Below are 17,657 nucleotides of genomic sequence, written 5' to 3'. Positions count from 1 at the left end.
CCAGCGGACCACCCGGGCGCGGCGGGCCCGGAAGTCCAGAAGTGGAGCGACCACCATGGCAGTCGAGGCCGGGAGCGACGTCCTCCCCCGTGTCACGCTCTTCTGTTCCACGGCGGAGAACATCGGCCAGACCACCACCGTCCTCAACACCGCGCTGCTGCTCGCGGAGGCCGGGCGCCGGGTCCTCGTCGTCGACGCCGCCGGGGGCGCCGGGATCGGGGCGGCCCGCTACCTCGGCGCGCTGCCCGGAGTCCGGCGGGAGGCGCCCCCGGCGGACGCCCGGTTGCCGGGCACCCCGCTGCCGGAGCCCACCGGCTGGAGCGTCCCGCTCCAGGGGCGACCCGTCCGGGTGGACCTGCTGACCGCCCCGCACCCGCCGGACCTGGCCGGGCTCCCGGTGCGCGGGCGCGGTACGGCCGCGGGCCGCGCCCGGCTCGCCGGGTACGACGACGTGCTGATCGACGCGCCGGTGCCGCGCTCCGCCGACGACCACGCGGTCCTCGCGCCGCTGCCGCACGTCCTCGCGGTCTGCTTCGCCCTCAACTCCTGGCTGATCGAGGGGGCTGCGGGCCTCGCCCGCGCGCTGCGGCGGCGGGCCGCCGGACGGCTCGGGGTGCTCGCGGTGGGACTGCGCGCCGACAGCAGGACCAACGACCAGCTGCGCATCGCCCGGGCCCTGATCCGTGACTCCTTCGAGGGATTCGGGGACGGGCCGGGCGCGCACTACGTCGAGTTCCCCTACGACCCGCTGTACACCCAGTCCGACACCCTCGCGGTGGCCGCGGAGTGCGCCCAGGCACCCGTGACGGGGCAGGGCGAGGGGCTGCGGCCCGTCTTCGTCCAGCTGACCGCCGAACTCGCCCGGTCCCGGCCGGTGGAGCTGCGCCGGGTGACCCTGCTGCACACCCCCCGCCACCTGGCCTGGGCCGAGTGGATCGAGGCCCAGCTGGAGGCCCGGGGCGTCCAGGTGTCCCGGGCGTCCTTCGCCGCCTACAAGGGCGAGGTCCCCGCGCCGGGCGGCATGGTGCTGGCGCTGTCCCCGATCGGTGTCACCCCCGAGGAGGCCGACCGGCTCGCCACCCTCTCCCACCCCGACGTGCGGATGCTCCTCGTCGACGAGGAGCCGCTGCCCCGGGGGCTCTCCCACCACGAGCAGATCGTGCTGCGCAGGCTCACCGAACCGGAGGCGCTGCTGCGGCTGCGGCGCGGGCTGCGGCTGCCGCCCGGCGGTGAACTGCCGGTGGCGCTGCGCCGGTTCCCGAGGCTGCCGCGCCATCACAACCTGCGGCCGCGCAACCTGGACTTCGTGGGCCGCGACGAGGTCTTCGAGTCGTTGCGGGAGACGCTGTCCGCCGCCGGGCGCTCCCAGGGGCACGGGGTGCTCACCGGGGCGCCCGGCGTCGGCAAGAGCCAGCTGGCGCTGGAGTACTGCCACCGGTTCCCCGGCGACTACGACGTGGTGTGGTGGGTGCGGGCGGACAGCGCGGGCGCCGTCCGCCGCAGCCTCACCCACCTCGCCGAACGCCTCGGGCTGCCCACCGTCGGGAACGTGCCGGGCCGGGTGCTCGACCATCTGCGGGCGCCGGAGAGCGGATCGTGGCTGCTGGTCTACGACGACGTCCGCGACCCCGGGCTGCTCCTGGACACCCGGCTGATGCCCGGCTCGGAGGACGGCGGCCACGTCCTGCTCACCACCCGGAACCCGGCCGGGCCGACCGCCCGGCACCAGGTGGACCTGGCCCCCTTCACGGCGGCCGAGAGCCGCGCCCTGCTGACCACCCGGGTGCGGGGCCTGACCGTGAAGCACGCCGAGCGGATCAGCCGCACCGTCGCCCACGTCCCGCTGCGGATCCGGCTCGCGGCGGCGTGGGTGGAGGTCCGGGCGGGCCAGCTCACCGCGCTCAACCGGCCCCGCGCCGAGGCGGTCGGACAGGCCGTCGGGGAGTTCGGCGACGCGTTCGTGTCCCAGCAGCAGAGCCTGCTGGCCCGCTACAAGGAGGTCTCCCTCTCCCGGGTGATGCTGGAGGTGGCCCTGCGCGCGATGCGGGAGTCCCCCGGCGCCGAGGCGTGGAGCCACGAGCGCGGCGACAGCTCCGTCACCCGCTGGCTGCTGGAGTGCTGCGCCCTGCTCACCGGCCCGGGGGCGAGCCTCGGACTGCTGCGCTCGCCGCAGATGCAGCACGCGCTGGCGCGCCGCACCGCCGATCCGGACGGCGATCCCCGGGACGCCGCGATCAGCGACGCGCTGATGGTGGATGTGGCGCTGTGGGCGATGGCCCGCTACGGGCTGGTGGAGGTGGACTTCGCCCGGCCGCACCGCCCGGTCCGCCAGCACCAGGTGCTGCGCGACGCGGTGCTGGCCCGGATGACCGCCGCCGAGCGGCGTCAGCGGGAACACGAACTGCGGTCGGTGGTCGCGGGGTTCACCCAGCCGGAGTCCGGCGGGCGGGCCGGTGCCGAGTTCAGCGACCAGCAGGCCCGTCAGCTGACCTCGCTGCGGATCTGGGAGGACCCCCGCCCGGAGGTGCGCAGACGGCTCATCGACCATCTGATGAACCTGGCCAGGACCCGTGACGAGCTGCGGCTGCGGGAGGTCCTGGAACTGGGTGGCCGGGCCCACAAGCACTGGCGGGAGGACGAGACCACCGCCGAGTACCTGCGGCTGCACCAGGTGATGGCGGCGGCGCTGCGGATACTGGGCGAGTACCCGGAGGCGTCCCGGCACGCGCGGACCGCCCTGCGCGGCTACCGCGCCGCGTTCGGCGTCAACCATCCGCGCACCCTGCTGTCCGCCGACGCCTACGGGGCGCTGCTGCGCGCCGACGGGCACTTCGCGGACGCCCTCGCCCAGGGCAGCCACGTCCACCAGCGGGTGCGGGAGCTGCTCGGCCCGGACCATCCGACCACCGCGCAGGCGGAGCACAACCTCGCCCTGTGCGAGGCGCTCGTCGGCAACGTCTCCGCCGCCCTCGACCGGCTCCAGGGCCAGTTGAACCGGCGGCGGGCGATCGGCGGCCCCGACGACCCGGCCGCGTGGGGCGTGGTCGTCCCGCTGGCCGCCGCGCAGCGGGCGCTGGGGCAGGACCGGGAGGCGTACGACCTGCTCAAGCAGTACGTGAGCTGGCAGGGCGGGGCCACCGGGACCCGGGTGCCGTTCGCGGAGCTGGCGCGGGTGGAGACCGGGCTCGCGGTGTGCGAGCGGCGGCTGGGCAACGCCACCGGGGCGTGGGAGCGCGACGACCGGGTGCTGCGGGAGTGCCTGCGGCAGCTCGGGGAGACCAGTCCGGTCACCCTGCGGGCCCGGTTCAGCTTCGCCAACGACCTGTACGCCGTGGGCCGGCACGGGGAGGCGCTGGAGGAGTCGGAGCGGTGTCTGCGGGCGCTGGACACCGGGATGGGGACGGACCATCCGTACACGCATCTGGCGCGCATCCGGCACGCGGTGCACGAGCGGGGCGCGGGGCGGGTGGCGGCGGCGCTGGAGCTGGGCGGGCACGCCTACCGGCGGCTGGAGGCGCGGCTCGGCACGGCCCATCCGTGGGCGGTGGCCGCCGCCTCGGGCCTCGCCGGGACCCTGGTCGCGGACGGCGCCTACGACGAGGCGGAGTGGCTGGAGGAACAGGCGCTCGACGGGTACGAGGAGATGCGGATGACCCAGCACCCGGCGCGGGCGCTGGTCGCCGCCAATCTGGTGGACACCCGGGCCCGGCTCGACACGGGGCGGGCCGCGCCCGGGGTGCGGCGCGCGGACATCGACCTGGAGCTGCCCGGTGTGTGACGGGCGGTCCGGGACGCGGTACGGACGAGGGAGTGAGCAGACGTGAGTGGGGAACACCTCCCGGACCCGGACGGGTCCGCCGCGCTCGATCCGCTGTACGCGGAGCACTGGAGCCGGGCGCCGTTCGCGGAGATCAGCGACCGCTGCGAGCGGGCCGTGGCACGGACCGGGGCGCTGCGTTCGCTGAGCCACTTCAGCAACGGCGTGGTGGACTTCGTGGTCCGGCCCGCCGACGCCCCGCCGCTGCCGGGCGGCCGGGAACTGGACCTGCCGATCGACGTGGAGAGCCGTCCCGGGCAGCAGCTGGTGATGGGCGTGGAGACGTTCGACAAGGCGCTGGGTCCGCTGCTCACCGGGGCGCTGATGCGGACGGTGGTGGCGACCCCGTCGGGCGGGCTGTACTGCGGCCGGGTCAAGGAGCAGCAGCACGTCGTCGGGATCACCCTGCGCGGGGACGGCGTCGAGGAGATGGACCGGACCCTCAACGACCTGGTGACGGACATCCGGGTGCACGTGCTGAACCGGTCGGCGGAGAACCCGGGCGGCATCGTCGACCAGCCGTACCACGTCCCCGACGGCTCCCAGGAGCCGCACTTCACCGCCGGGACGCGGGTGGACGAGCGGCTGGTGGCGCGGCTGCGGGGGATCTGGGGGCGGCACCTCAACCCGGTGGACCTCCAGTACCTGGCGTACTACGAGAACTGGCAGCTGTCCTGTGTGGGCGACACCTTCGAGGACCCCCGGATCGGGAAGCGGTTCCTGAACATCCAGCCGTCGGCTCGGCGCCGCAAGTACCGCGACCTCGCGGACCGGCTGCGCGACGACATCGCCCGGCTGCGGGACATGCTCCAGCTGGTGAGCCGGGAGGCGATGAACCGGCTGGTCCTGGACGTGGAGGAGGGCGCGGTGTACTTCCACTGGCTGCCCGGCGGCCGGGGCGGCGACTTCGTGTGCGGGGTGACGCTCGACCAGCACGAGGTGGGCAACGCCGAACGGCGGCTGGGCGAACTCCTCAGCGAGCTGCCGAGGAAGGCTCCCCGCCCCCGTTCCGGCCGTTGGTGACGAGCGTCAGCACCGTCGACTGCACCCGTTCGGCGAGGGTGCCCAGTATCTCCGCGACCTGGGTGCTGCGCAGTTCGCGGGTGCCCCGGTCCAGGGCGCCGGGGCCGGGCGGCAGGGTGTCGGGGCGGATCTCGGGGAGCACCTCCACGGTGATCTCGAAGCTGCGGCACAGCACGAAGAGGCTGTTGCGCTCGTCGTCGGTGGGTTCCCCGTCGGCGACGGTGGCGAGCCAGTCCCCGACGCCGTCGCGGAAGGTCCGGATCAGCATCCGCACCAGGGTGGTGACCCCGATCGCCTGGAACTGGGGGGCGGAGAAGGTGACCCGCTGGGGGCGGCCGTCCGGCGGGGCCATGCCCGCCGCGTCGATGCCGAGCGAGCGGCGCAGGTCCACCGGCTCCCCCATCAGCCGGTCGAGGGCCTCGGCGGCCTCGGTGAACAGCCGTCGCACGGGCTGCGGCAGCTCCCGTCCCCCGGTGTGGGCGTTCTCGTCGGAGCGGACCGTCCGGGGCGGGGCGAGCGCCAGCCGTTCCAGCCGGGCGTCGAGGCGTTCCACCCGTTCCAGGGTGCCGGTCTGCTGTTCGGTGACCCGGCCGAGGCGGGCCCGGACCTGGTCGAGGGTGCTCTCCCGCTGGGCGGCCTCCAGCCGCTGGGCGAGGAGGGTGACGGCGCGGTCGAGGCGCTCGGGGAAGCCGCTGTCGGTGACGACGACGGGTGAGGTGCGGGTGGTCTCCGCGACCCGGTCGCGCATCCGGCGGGAGACGTAGCCGTTGGCGACGACCAGGATCTCGCACTCGCCCCGGGGGAAGGCGCGGTGGGCGGCGCGGGTGACCCGGCCGATCCGTTCGAGGTCGTGGGGTTCCAGCACGGACGCGGAGGGCAGCACCCCGAGGACGGCCCCGGCCCCGACCCGCACCCAGTAGGCGATCTCCTGGGTGCCGGGGGGCGGGGGGTCGCCCAGCTCCGGGGGGCGGGCCTCGCGGCGCCACTGGCCCTGGGCGAGGGCGCGTTCGACGGTGCGCAGCACATCGGTGCGGGCGCGCTGTTCGTAGAGGTGGCGCACGGCGTCGTGGACGCGCGGGACGTCGACCACCGGGGCGGCGGGTCCGGCGGCGACCGGGGCGGCGGGTCCGGCGGGCGGTTCGGCGGCCGGTCCGGCGGGCCGTGGGGCGGGGGTGGCGGGCGGCGGGGTGGCGACGGCCGCGACCGCCACGGCGAGCGCGTCCCGGGTGAGCTGCCAGGACTGGCGGCAGATCTTGAGGATCTCCCGGGGGACGCCGTTGGAGAGTTCCGCGATCTCCGCGACGGCCTCGGTGGTGAACGGGGCGACGACGACCTCCCCGGTGTCGTCGTCGGTGGGGGCGACGACGGTGTGGAAGTCGGTGGCCCCGTCCCCGTCGGGAGGTCCGGCCCCGGCGGACGGGGGCGATGCCGCCCGCCCGGGCCGGGGGTCCGTGGGGTCGGTGCCGGAGGTCCGGTCCTGGACGCCGCCGACCCGGAGGTAGCCGCTGACCAGCCGGGCGGTCTCGGTCTCGCCGAGCCCGGTGGGCCAGATCTGCAGGACCCGCTCGTGCAGGCCCTGCGGCATCCGGCTCCAGGGCTCGGGCTGGATGCACATCAGCACCAGCCCGTCCTGGTTGACGTAGGTGTTGACGAGCTTCTCGAAGCCGTTCATGAACTCGCTGCGCTCGCGCTGGGGCCAGCTCAGCACGGTCTCCAGCGCGTCGATCACCAGGACGTAGCGCTGGCCCACCCGGCCGTACAGGAAGCTGAAGACGCACAGCGCGTCGAAGACGGCCTCGGTGCTGTCGATGGGGCCGCCGATGCCCCGGTCCCGCAGGGCCTGGCTGGGTTCCTCGGCGGTGAGCCAGTCCCACACCTCCCGTTTGAAGTCCCCTTCGAGGAGGAGGGCGAGTCCGACGGCGAACTTGCGGTGGTCGACCGCGACCCTCAGGTGCTCGCGCAGATGGCGGTGCATCAGCTCCTTGTCGATGCCGAACGCCTGGATGACCTTGCGCGGGTCGTAGGTGCCGTCGCTGAGGCCCGCGACCACGGCCTTGTGCTGGGGGCCGATGTGGAGTTCGGCCGCGTCGGGGCCGTTCAGCAGCTCCACCACGACGTTGGCGTAGTAGGCGGAGACCACGCGTTCGAAGGCGATCCGGGCCTCGGTGTCGTCGCGCAGGCTCACCATGCGGTTGCGGTAGACCACGCCGAGGTCGAGGGTGGGCTGGTTGATGACCCACAGCGGGACGGAGGCGTCGGCGCGGATCGCGGCTGTCACCTCGCGGGCCATGTGGCTCTTGCCCACGCCGAAGTCCCCGACCAGGGCCACCGCGCGCCCGAGGTCGCCGCCGGGGCCGGGGCGTTCGAGGTACTCCGCCACCTGGCGCCGCAGCCGGGTCAGCTCGTCGGTGACGATGGTCGGGTACCGCTTGGGCCGCCGGGTGCCCATGCGGACCGCGTCGGCGAAGCCGCCCAGTTGCACGACCGGACTGAAGGGGAAGGGGTTGTCCTTCCGCAGGAAGTCGTCGGTCTGGCTCATCTCGGTGGTCCCTCCCGGGGGGACGTGCGTGCGGTTCGTCGGCTCAGAACTTCAAGGCCGGCAGGTCGACCGAGGACCGGCGTTCGGTGAAGCGGCGCAGCAGGCTCATCCTGACCGCCGCCTGGTGATTCCGGATCGCCTCGTCCGACATGTCGTGCAGGAATCCCTGCAATTGTCTGACATTTCTGTACAGATGCCGCTCTGGGCGGTTCTGAATGACTTCATCCGCAAAGGTGATGCTGTCCCCCGGAAGTCCATTCACCACTGTACGGCGCGCGATGAACGCGTCCCAGTCCTCGACGTTCACCAACCCCATTTCCAGGAGCGTGAGATGGGGTTCGTGCACGCCCTCGAACTCCTTCTCCAGTTCCTCCCGCAGAGCGGTGTGGGAGGTTTCCAGGAAGAAGACGATGGAGGGCTGGGACCAGCTGTGGAAACTGCTGATGAACTGGGTCGTCAGCCCGTTGTCGAGCCATCTCATGTCCGGCACGATGACCAGCAGAATGCGACGGACGAACTGGAGTCGGCGACTGATGTCCTCATAGACATAGGAAAGGTCGTCGGCTTGTGTGCGGCGCTGGTCGAAACCCTGCCAGAATTCCTCGTCCTCGCTGAGTTTCTCCAGTACCCGGTCGGCGATCTTCCGGTTCAGTTCGTCCACTCCGCTGCGGCGGCCGTTGCGGCGGCTGAACCCGTTGTCGGCGTTCCGGAATCCGCCCACCGGGACGATCTCCACTCCCGGATAACCGTCGCGGGGCAGCCACAGGGCGGTTCCGTCGCCCTCCTCCGTCCCGTGGGCCGCGCCGGGGACGGTGACGTCGGCGGCCGTCGGGGCGAGCCGTCGGGCCAGGTCGTCCACGCAGCGGTTGATCAGCGAGGTCTTGCCGGTGCCCTCCGCCCCGCTGACGACCACCACATGGCCGTGGTTGCGGGAGTCGGAGAGCACCACCGGGTCCGGTCCGCGCTCCACGAACCGTTTGAACAGCACCTCCGTGTGGTCGACCGGGACCCAGAGGTCGGCGTGGCCCCGGATCCACCAGGGGGTGAGCGGGGCGTCCGCCTCCCAGCGCACCAGGCCGGGGTGGCCGGGGCGCTCGTAGGTCACCGGCACCCCGAACGGGTTGAACGACTCCCCGGCCCCCGACGGGGGCCGCTGTTCCGGTACGGGCGGCGGGTTCACCGGCCGTCGCCTCCTTCCCCGGTCCGTTCCGTCGGTGCTCCGCCCTGGTCCGGCCGCGACCGGACCAGGGCGCGCAGGGCGCGGCGGGCGTGCCAGACGGCGAAGGAGGCGTTGAGCGCCTCGGTCGCGGCCACCGCGTCCGCGAGCAGGCTCCGCTGCCGGGTCGCCTCGGCGCGCAGCCGGTCCGCGTCGAGCTGTACGAAACCCCGGGCGCCGGAGCGCACGGAGGTCGCGGGCGCCTCGGGCAGCGGGAGCCTCCCGGCGAGGTCGAGGGCGCTGCGGCGACGGCTTCCGGTGTCGCGCAGCGCCCGCAGCGCGGTGGCGAGTTCGGCGCGGCAGCGGCCCAGTTCCTCGTAGGGGGTGTCGGCGCCGGTCTGCCAGCCCGCCAGGTACGACTCGGCGGCGTAGGAGTAGGCGTGCGCGGCGGCGGCCAGGGTCTCGGCGCGCTGGCGGCGGTAGGTGGCGCCGCGTTCCACGGCGCTGCCGAGCAGGGTGAAGACCGCGGCGACGGCGGCCAGCAGCAGTCCGGTGCCGATCCCTCCGGCGCCGTCGCCGCCCCCGCCCTTGTCGGGGGCGGCGTCCCCGTTGGCGGCCAGCACCGTGCGGCAGACCCGCCGGAAGTCGGCGGGCCGCCGGTCGGCCCACTGGACGAGCGTCAGTCCGGCGTCCGCGCCGGATCCGGCGCGCAGTCGGCCGGGGGCCCCGGGGACGGCGGTGGCGAGGCCGAGCCGGGCGGCGGCCGTGACGACCTCGCCCCGGCGCTCGTCGGCCAGGCAGTAGACCCGGTGCAGATCGTCCTCGGCGCCGTCGGCGCGGGCGGTCTGCGGGGCCGTCAGCAGCAGGGCGGTGCCGGTGAGCAGCAGGGTGGCGGTGCGCAGCGGGACGGGGTGGAGTGCGGTGGTCATGGTGTCCCGTCCCTTCAGGGTCGTGCGCTGTCGGTGGCGGGCCGGACGGGGGCGGGAGGCGGGACCGCGTCCGTTCCGGTGGCCGCGTGGGGGACGGTTCCCGGGGCTCCGGGGGCGTCCCCGGGTCCGGTGGCGCCCGGGTGGTGCGGGGGCGGCTCGTCGTCGTCCGAGGGGCCGGGGCGCTCGTGCGCGGGCGGCGGGTCGCCCGGGTCGGCGGCGACCCGGGCCCGGTGGGCGTTCCACAGCCCGTTGGCGGCGTAGTGGAGGGTGTTGACGGTGAGGACGGCGGGGCCGACGATCGCGACGGTCCCGGGGAAGTCGGGTTCCAGGGCGAGGGCCAGGATGACGGCGGTGATGCCGTTCTGCTGGCCGAGCCCCAGGTGGACGCGGTCGCCGGGGGCGAGGTCGGGGAAGACCAGCGGGGCGACCAGCAGTCCGATGAGGGCCTGCGCCCCGAACGCCGCGAGCCCGAGGACCAGCCCCCGCCAGGGCGAGACCCCGTCCGCGAGGAGCAGTCCGAGGAGCAGCGCGGCGAGCACGAAGGCGACCGTGACGGAGCGGTTGACCAGCGGGGCGTACCGTCCGGTGCGCACCACCAGGCCCAGCGCGGCGACCGCCAGCATCAGCATGAACGGCGCGGCGACGGCCACGGCGGCGACGACGAGCAGCAGGCAGAGGGCGTCGCCGAGCCGGGGGGACGGGACCCGCGCGGGGGGCGTCCGGTCGTCCGTCGCGGTCGTCCGCCGCGCGCGGGCGGCGGCGCGCCGCGACAGCGTACGGACCAGGTACCCGAGGCCCGCCACGGCGGTGAACAGCAGCAGGTTGCCGCCCAGGCTCAGGGCGTAGGCGGCGAGTCCGTCGCCGGTGGGGCCGGTGCCCGGGGTGCCGGAGCGGCCCGAGAGGCGGAAGGCGAGGACGGAGAAGTAGAGGGTGAGCAGCACCGTCATCGGGTCGTCGAAGGACGCCCAGACGGAGAGCAGGTTCCGGGCGCGCGGCGACATCCGGTCGCCCCGGCTCATCGCGGCGACCGACAGCGGGTCGATCTGGGCGACGGCGATCCCGAGGACGAGGTACTGGGGTTCGCGGAAGGCCGCGACCATGACGCCCGCGATGAGCGCCGCCTTGAGCAGGACGCCCACCGTCACCGTCAGCGCGAGGGCCCGCAGGTCGCGGCGGACCTCCCGCAGGTCGATCTCGTGGGTGCTGCCGTAGAGGCCGACGGCGAGGAGGACCCCGGCCAGGGCCGGGTACCAGGACGCCCCGGTGAGCGCGTCGGGATCGAGCAGGTGCCCGGTGACCACTCCGACGGCGACCGCCAGGGAGGCGGCCACCAGGGTCCGGGGCGGCGCGGACCGTCCGGTCCGCCGTAAGAGGCGCTTCATCACGTCCTCACGGGTCCTTCCCCCGTCCTTGCCCGCACGGTGGCCACCGCGCGGGTTCAGCGGACGGCCGCGGGCCGCGCGGTACCGGTCGGGGACGGGGGCGGGCCGGGTGGTCCGGGCCGCGCCGCCGCCCGGCCGGGCGGGGGCCGGTGGTGTCCGAGCGAGCGCTTCATCATGCCGTACGGAGCGGGCGCGGCGCCCGGCTTACGGGACCTTGCCCGGTCACGCGTCATGATGGTCCCTCCCCCGGGCGTCCCGGTTCCAACATGCCCGCTGGGTCCCGGATTCTCAAGGGGCACCCGGGCCGCTCGCGGTCCGCCGGGGCCGCGCCGTCGCGCGCCCCGCGTGCTCACCGGCCGGGCGGGGATCACCGCGCCGGGCGCGCCGCCGCTCCGGGATTCCCCTGAACGGGGGTGCGCCCGGCGGGTCGTCGGGGAGCCGTGGACGCCGCCCCGGTCGGAGGGGCCCGCGACGGGGCCGATCCGGGAGGCCCGGGGCGGCCCTGGGCCGGGACGCAGGAGCGGGGCGCCTCGGCCGGGGTCCCCACGAGCTGGAGCCCGAGCCGAGATCCCTACGGGCCGGGGGGCCCTGGCCGGGATCCCTACGGGCCGGGGGCCCTGGCCGGGATCCCGCGACCCGGGGGCTCCGAGCCGGGCTCGGTCGGCGAACGGGCCCGACGGAGCGTCAGGGGTGGGCGGGCTCCTTCGCCGGTTCGCCGGGGGCGGTCTCCTCCAGCCGCTGGCCGCGGAGCAGGTACCAGGCGGCCACGGCGGTGGCGAGCAGCACCGCCGCGCCGACGCCCGCCGCGAGCCGCATGCCGTCCACGAAGGCGGTGCGGGCGGCCGTCAGCAGGGCGTCGGCGCGGTCCGGCGGCAGCGCGCCCACCGCCCGCACCGCGCCGCCCAGGGACTCGCGGGCCGCCGAGGCGACCCCGTCCGGGGTTCCGGCGGGGACGGTGAAGCCCCGGTAGACGCCGGTGAGGACCGAGCCGAGCAGGGCGATGCCGAGCGCGGCGCCGAGTTCGTAGGCGGTCTCGGAGACCGCGGAGGCGGAACCGGCGTGTTCCTTGGGGACGGTGGAGAGGATGACGTCGGCGGTGACGGTGAACGAGAGGCCCGCGCCGAGGCCGACCAGCAGCAGCACCGCGCCGAGCACCGGGTAGCCGGTGGAGCGGTCGAGCACGGTGAGCACGGCCAGCGCGAGCCCGATGGCCGCGAGCCCCCCGGCCACCACGGCGCGCACCGAGTACCGGCGGGCCGCCGTCCCGGCGACCAGACCGGCGGCCACCGCGCCGAGCGCGGCGGGGAGTTCGGCGAGTCCGGCCTCCAGCGGTCCGCGCCCCTGGACCAGTTGGAAGAACTGCGACAGGAAGAAGACGATCCCGGCCAGGCCGAGGATGGTCAGCAGGTCGGCGAGGACGGCGCCGGAGAAGCCCCGGTGCCGGAACAGCCGCATGTCCAGCAGCGGGGAGGCGAGGGTCAGCTGACGCCGGACGAACAGGTACAGGGCCAGTCCGCCCGCGACGGCGGCGCCCGCCGCCGCCACGGTCACCCCGTACGCGGCGGTCTCCTTGATCGCGTAGACCACTCCCACCATGCCGACCAGCGAGAGGGCGACACTGGTCGTGTCCCAGGGACCCGGCCGGGGGTTGCGGGACTCGGGCAGCAGCTTCACTCCGACGAGGACGAGCACCGCCATCACGGGCAGGTTGATCAGGAAGACCGAGCCCCACCAGAAGTGTTCGAGGAGGAAGCCTCCGACGACGGGCCCCACGGCGGCGCCCGCCGAGGCGGCGGCGCCCCAGATGCCGATGGCGACGCTGCGTTCGCGCGGGTCGTGGAAGAGGTTGCGGATCAGCGCCAGGGTGGACGGCATCAGGGTGGCCCCGGCGACGCCGAGCAGCGCCCGGGCGAGGATCAGCATCTCGGGCGAGGTGGCGTACGCGTTGAGGACGGACACGCCGCCGAACGCGACGGCGCCGACGAGCAGCAGCTTCTTGCGTCCGACGCGGTCGCCGAGGCTGCCCATCGAGACCAGCAGACCGGCGATGACGAACGAGTAGACGTCACCGATCCAGAGCAGTTGGGTGCCGGAGGGGGCGAGGTCCTCGCTGATGTAGGGGGAGGCGAGGCCGAGCACCGTCGCGTCCACCGCGACCAGCAGCACGGCGAGGACCAGGACCGCGAGGGCGATCCACCGCCCGGGGCCCTGCCCACGGCCCTCGTTCCCGGCGTTCCCCGTGGTTCCGGCCTTCACCGTCTTCCCGGCGTTTCCGCTCTTCCCGCTCTTCCCGCTCTTCCCGCTGGTCATGGCGTCACGCTCCGGCGGACTCCGCCGAGCATCAGCTCGATGATGATCGTGCGGTAGTCGTTGCGGGCCACGCGTCCGCTGGCCACCGCCCAGGCGGCCGAGCTGATCAGTCCGAAGAACGCCTCGGTGCACCAGGCGGCGCTGAGGTCGATGCGGAACTCGCCGCTCTCCTGGCCCCGGCGGAACAGTCCGTCGATCCGGCGTTCCAGCCGGTTCCAGCCCTCGTGGACGCCCTCCCCCTCGAAGAGCTGGTTCTCGGTGATCAGGAAGGCGATCAGTCCGGCCGAGGGCTCGGAGGCGGCGACGAGCCGCCGCAGGGCCTCCTCGGCGGTGTCTTCGTCCACCCGGGCCTCCTGGAGGGCGGCCTCGCACTCGCGCAGACCGAGGTCCTCCAGGGCCCTGATCAGCGCGTCCCGGCCCGCGAAGTGGCGGTGCAGGGTGGCGCGGCCGATCCCGGCCGCCTTGGCCACCTCGTCCATGGTGGCGGTGGCTTTGCGGGTGAGCAGCGCGGCGGCGCTGCGGAGGACGTCGTCTCGGTCAACTGCCATGAGACGATCGTACCCCTTGTGAGACATTCCTGTCTCACAAGGGGTGGACGGCACGCCCGTGGCCCGGGGTCCGCCCCGGAGGCGGGCCCCGGGCCACGGGTCACGGGGGTCGCGCGGGGCGTTACTCCCCGGCGGGCGTCGCGTCGGGGGCGGCCCAGGCGCGCTGGACCGCGAGGTCGAACTTCACCTCGACCAGCTGGAGGGCGACGGCGGACGGCGCGGTGCCGCCCCGGCCGTTGCGGGCCGCGAGGGCTCCGGGCACGTCCAGCACCTCGCGCACCCCCGGCGTCAGATGCGGGGAGATCTTCGCGAACTGCTCGTCGGTGAGCTGGTCCAGCTCGATCCCGTGGGTCTCGCACTCCCGGACGCACTCGCCCGCGACCTCGTGGGCGACCCGGAACGGCACCCCCCGCTTGACCAGCCACTCCGCGATGTCGGTCGCCAGGGAGAACCCGGCGGGCGCCAGCTCGGCCATCCGCTCCCGGTTCACGGTGAGCGTCGCCATCATGCCGGTGAAGGCGGGGAGCAGCACCTCCAGCTGGTCGCAGGAGTCGAAGACCGGCTCCTTGTCCTCCTGGAGGTCGCGGTTGTAGGCGAGCGGCAGCGCCTTCAGGGTGGCGAGCAGTCCGGTCAGATTGCCGATCAGCCGTCCGCTCTTGCCCCGGGCCAGCTCCGCGATGTCGGGGTTCTTCTTCTGGGGCATGATCGACGATCCGGTGGAGAACGCGTCGTGGAGGGTGACGAAGGAGAACTCCTTCGTGTTCCAGATGATGACCTCCTCCGCGATCCGGGAGAGGTCGACGCCGATCATGGCGGTGATGAACGCGAACTCCGCGACGAAGTCCCGGGAGGCCGTGCCGTCGATGGAGTTGGCGACGGAGCCCCCCTCGAAGCCGAGGTCCCGGGCGACGGCCACCGGGTCGAGACCCAGCGAGGACCCGGCCAGCGCCCCGGAGCCGTAGGGGGAGACGGCGGTGCGCTCGTCCCACTGGCGCAGCCGCTCGGCGTCCCGGGAGAGCGCCTGGACGTGGGCGAGGACGTGGTGGGCGAAGAGCACCGGCTGGGCGTGCTGGAGGTGGGTGCGGCCCGGCATCGCCACGTCCGGGTGCGCCTCGGCCAGCCCGACCAGGGCGTCCTGGAGCTCCAGCAGCAGCCCGCCGATGATCCGGGCGTGGTCGCGCAGGTACATCCGGAACAGGGTGGCGATCTGGTCGTTGCGGGACCGGCCCGCGCGCAGCTTGCCGCCGAGGTCGGGGCCGAGCCGCTCCAGCAGTCCGCGTTCCAGCGCGGTGTGCACGTCCTCGTCGGCGACCGTCCCGGTGAAGGAGCCGTCCTGGACGTCGGCCGCCAGCCGGTCGAGCCCCTCCAGCATCCGGGTCAGCTCGTCCTCGGTGAGCAGGTCCGCCGCGCGCAGCACCCGGGCGTGGGCGCGCGATCCGGCGATGTCGTACGGGGCCAGTCGCCAGTCGAAGTGGACCGAGGCGGAGAGCTTCGCCAGGGCCTCGGAGGGGCCGTCGGCGAACCTCGCGCCCCAGAGCCGGACGTCACCGCTGTTGCTGCTCACTGCACTTGCTCCTTGGCTCTGCTGCGATGGGTGGGGCGGCCCCGCCCGCGCGCCCGCGCGCGACGGTGGTGCGCGACCGCCTCCCGGCCGCGGGGGCGGGGAGGCGGTCGGTACGGTACCGGGTTCCCCCGGCGGGGCGGGCCCGTCACCGGGCCCGCGCGGTCACGCCAGGTCGCGCTTGGCGGCGATCTTCGAGGACAGCGCGAAGATGTCGATGAAGCCCTGCGCCTTGGACTGGTCGAAGGTGTCGCCCGTGTCGTAGGTCGCGAGGTTGAAGTCGTACAGCGACTCCGACGAGCGGCGGCCCGTGACGACGGCCCGGCCGCCGTGCAGGGTGATCCGGATGTCGCCGGAGACGTGCTGGTTGGCCTCGTTGATGAAGCCGTCCAGGGCGCGCTTGAGCGGGGAGAACCACAGGCCGTCGTAGACCAGCTCGCCCCAGCGCTGCTCGACCTGGCGCTTGTAGCGGGCCAGCTCGCGCTCGACGGTGACGTTCTCCAGCTCCTGGTGGGCGGTGATCAGCGCGATGGCGCCGGGGGCCTCGTAGACCTCGCGGGACTTGATGCCGACGAGGCGGTCCTCGACGATGTCGATCCGGCCGATGCCCTGGGCGCCCGCGCGCTCGTTGAGCTGCTGGATGGCCTGGAGGACGGTGACGGGCCGGCCGTCGATGGCGACCGGCACGCCCTCCTTGAAGGTGATGAGGACCTCGTCCGCCTCGCGGGGGACCGCCGGGTTCTGCGTGTACTCGTAGATGTCCTCGATCGGGGCGTTCCAGATGTCCTCCAGGAAGCCCGTCTCGACCGCGCGCCCGAAGACGTTCTGGTCGATGGAGTAGGGGGACTTCTTGGAGGTCGCGATCGGGAGGTTCTTCTCCTCGCAGAAGGCGATGGCCTTGTCCCGGGTCATCGCGTAGTCGCGGACCGGGGCGATGCACTTGAGGTCGGGCGCGAGGGCCACGATGCCGGCCTCGAAGCGGACCTGGTCGTTGCCCTTGCCGGTGCAGCCGTGGGCGACGGTGTCCGCGCCGTGCTTCTTGGCGGCGGCGACCAGGTGCTTGACGATCGCGGGGCGGGAGAGCGCGGAGACCAGCGGGTAGCGGTCCATGTAGAGGGCGTTCGCCTTGATCGCCGGGAGGCAGTACTCGTCGGCGAACTCGTCCCGGGCGTCCGCGACCTCGGCCTCGACGGCGCCGCAGGCGAGCGCGCGCTTGCGGATGACGTCCAGGTCCTCGCCGCCCTGGCCGACGTCCACGGCGACCGCGATGACCTCGGCCCCGGTCTCCTCGGCGATCCAGCCGATGGCCACGGAGGTGTCCAGGCCACCCGAGTAGGCGAGTACGACGCGCTCGGTCACGGGTTTCTCCTCACAATGCGTTCGCTGACATGCATGAGTATGCAGTCATACGCATGGTTCGTCAATTCCGGGTGTTCCCGCTCCCCCGCCGGGTCCTCGCGGACCGGGCGGACGGGCTGGTGGACTCGTGGGCCGGTGGGTCGGTGGGCCGGTGGGCCGGTGGTCGGGCCGGCCGGCCGGCGAATCGGCGCGCGGGCGGGCCGGTGGGTGGGCGTCCGCCCCGGACGGACCACGCGGGCTGCCGTCGCCGGGGCCGCGCACTACGGTCCGGTTCATGCGCACCGGTACCGTCGCCGCCCTGCTGTCCGCCGCCCTGCTCGCCACCGCCGCCGGGCCCGGCCCCGGACCAGGCCCCGCCGCGCACGCCACCGGCACCGTCCCGGACGGGCGACCGCTGCCCGCGCGGATGGCGGACACCGGCGGGGGCGACCAGCTGATCACCGCCACGGCCGACGGGACCGGCGCCACCCGGGGCGTCCTCGTCTGGTGGGACCGGCGGGACGGGCGCTGGACGGCCACCGGGAGCGCCCCGGCCCGGTTCGGCGCGGGCGGGCTCGTCGAGGGCACGGTCCGCCGTCAGGACACCGGCACCACACCGACCGGTCTGTACCGGCTGCCCTTCGCCTTCGGGCTGGCCGACCCGCCCGCCGGGACCCGGCTCCCCCACCGTCCGGTGCGGGAGTCGTCCTGGTGGTGCCAGGACAACGCCTCCCCGGCGTACAACCGGTGGACGGACCCGCGCCCCGCGCACTGCCGCGCCAGCGAGGCCGAACACCTCGTCGACCACCCCGCGCAGTACGCCCACGCGCTGGTCACCGGCTTCAACTACGACCGTCCGGTGCGCGGCCGGGGCGCCGGGATCTTCCTGCACGCCGACGGGGCGGGCGCCACGGCGGGCTGCGTGTCCGTGCCCGCCGCGGCCATGGTGGCGCTGCTGCGCTGGGCCGACCCGGCCCGGCGCCCGCACATCGCGATCGGCACCCGCTCCGGGCCGACCGCGGTGACCCGGTACTGAGCCGCCGGACGGCCACGG

The 17,657-nt window shown here is 74.5% G+C and carries 11 protein-coding genes; 3 read left to right on the top strand and 8 right to left on the bottom strand.

Features of this window, described 5'->3' with window-relative positions; translation table 11 throughout:
* The first annotated feature begins 55 nt into the window (after positions 1-55).
* Both fxsT and ACVWNX_RS28855 read left to right on the top strand, forming a co-directional pair.
* A complete protein-coding gene (gene fxsT, locus ACVWNX_RS28860; RefSeq protein WP_454411119.1) occupies positions 56-3,778 on the top strand; it encodes an FxSxx-COOH system tetratricopeptide repeat protein in 3,723 nt (1,240 codons plus the stop codon).
* A 42-nt stretch (positions 3,779-3,820) separates the two neighbouring features.
* Entirely contained in the window at positions 3,821-4,840 is a 1,020-nt protein-coding gene (locus tag ACVWNX_RS28855) for a hypothetical protein (RefSeq protein WP_454411118.1), read from the top strand.
* Here ACVWNX_RS28855 and ACVWNX_RS28850 read toward each other — a convergent pair.
* The 8 genes from ACVWNX_RS28850 to ACVWNX_RS28815 form a co-directional block, all read right to left on the bottom strand.
* The gene (locus ACVWNX_RS28850) at positions 4,791-7,379 is read right to left on the bottom strand and encodes a hypothetical protein (RefSeq protein ID WP_454411117.1); all 2,589 of its coding nucleotides are present in this window, start codon (positions 7,377-7,379) and stop codon (positions 4,791-4,793) included. The two genes, ACVWNX_RS28855 and ACVWNX_RS28850, sit on opposite strands and share 50 nt — an antisense overlap.
* 43 nt (positions 7,380-7,422) lie before the next feature.
* Positions 7,423-8,559 (bottom strand): ATP-binding protein, encoded by a 1,137-nt coding sequence (locus ACVWNX_RS28845; RefSeq protein WP_454411116.1) that lies wholly within the window; start codon positions 8,557-8,559, stop codon positions 7,423-7,425.
* Positions 8,556-9,464, bottom strand: a complete 909-nt coding sequence (locus ACVWNX_RS28840; protein WP_454411115.1) for a hypothetical protein — start codon at positions 9,462-9,464, stop codon at positions 8,556-8,558. Before ACVWNX_RS28840 ends, ACVWNX_RS28845 begins: the two co-directional genes overlap by 4 nt.
* Before the next feature lie 14 nt (positions 9,465-9,478).
* Positions 9,479-10,846, bottom strand: a complete 1,368-nt coding sequence (locus tag ACVWNX_RS28835) for a cation:proton antiporter (RefSeq protein ID WP_454411114.1) — start codon at positions 10,844-10,846, stop codon at positions 9,479-9,481.
* A gap of 684 nt (positions 10,847-11,530) precedes the next feature.
* Positions 11,531-13,156 carry an MFS transporter gene (locus ACVWNX_RS28830; protein ID WP_454411113.1) on the bottom strand — a complete coding sequence of 542 codons (1,626 nt, stop codon included), beginning with the start codon at positions 13,154-13,156 and terminating at the stop codon, positions 11,531-11,533.
* Positions 13,153-13,704 carry a TetR/AcrR family transcriptional regulator gene (locus tag ACVWNX_RS28825; RefSeq protein ID WP_454411112.1) on the bottom strand — a complete coding sequence of 184 codons (552 nt, stop codon included), beginning with the start codon at positions 13,702-13,704 and terminating at the stop codon, positions 13,153-13,155. Before ACVWNX_RS28825 ends, ACVWNX_RS28830 begins: the two co-directional genes overlap by 4 nt.
* Positions 13,705-13,825: 121 nt before the next feature.
* Complete coding sequence (gene argH / locus ACVWNX_RS28820) at positions 13,826-15,268, bottom strand: argininosuccinate lyase (RefSeq protein WP_454411111.1); 1,443 nt, start codon at positions 15,266-15,268, stop codon at positions 13,826-13,828.
* 162 nt (positions 15,269-15,430) lie between these two features.
* The gene (locus ACVWNX_RS28815; protein ID WP_454411110.1) at positions 15,431-16,624 is read right to left on the bottom strand and encodes an argininosuccinate synthase; all 1,194 of its coding nucleotides are present in this window, start codon (positions 16,622-16,624) and stop codon (positions 15,431-15,433) included.
* Between the two features lie 274 nt (positions 16,625-16,898).
* On the opposite strand from ACVWNX_RS28815, the gene ACVWNX_RS28810 reads away from it, so the two are divergent.
* Positions 16,899-17,639, top strand: coding sequence for a L,D-transpeptidase family protein (locus ACVWNX_RS28810; protein WP_454411109.1), 741 nt, complete (start codon positions 16,899-16,901; stop codon positions 17,637-17,639).
* Positions 17,640-17,657 lie beyond the last annotated feature (18 nt).

It is taken from the genome of Streptomyces sp. JNUCC 64, assembly GCF_054484115.1.
Note: the sequence above shows the minus strand (reverse complement) of the source record. Positions and strands in the feature narration are given on the sequence as shown.

What these genes read in the sequence shown, in the direction of transcription:
- fxsT (WP_454411119.1), top strand. Translation starts at nt 56, where the DNA reads ATGGCAGTCGAGGCCGGGAGCGACGTCCTCCCCCGTGTCACGCTCTTC.
- ACVWNX_RS28850 (WP_454411117.1), bottom strand. Translation starts at nt 7,379, where the DNA reads ATGAGCCAGACCGACGACTTCCTGCGGAAGGACAACCCCTTCCCCTTC.
- ACVWNX_RS28840 (WP_454411115.1), bottom strand. Translation starts at nt 9,464, where the DNA reads ATGACCACCGCACTCCACCCCGTCCCGCTGCGCACCGCCACCCTGCTG.
- ACVWNX_RS28835 (WP_454411114.1), bottom strand. Translation starts at nt 10,846, where the DNA reads ATGAAGCGCCTCTTACGGCGGACCGGACGGTCCGCGCCGCCCCGGACC.
- ACVWNX_RS28830 (WP_454411113.1), bottom strand. Translation starts at nt 13,156, where the DNA reads ATGACCAGCGGGAAGAGCGGGAAGAGCGGGAAGAGCGGAAACGCCGGG.
- ACVWNX_RS28825 (WP_454411112.1), bottom strand. Translation starts at nt 13,704, where the DNA reads ATGGCAGTTGACCGAGACGACGTCCTCCGCAGCGCCGCCGCGCTGCTC.
- ACVWNX_RS28810 (WP_454411109.1), top strand. Translation starts at nt 16,899, where the DNA reads ATGCGCACCGGTACCGTCGCCGCCCTGCTGTCCGCCGCCCTGCTCGCC.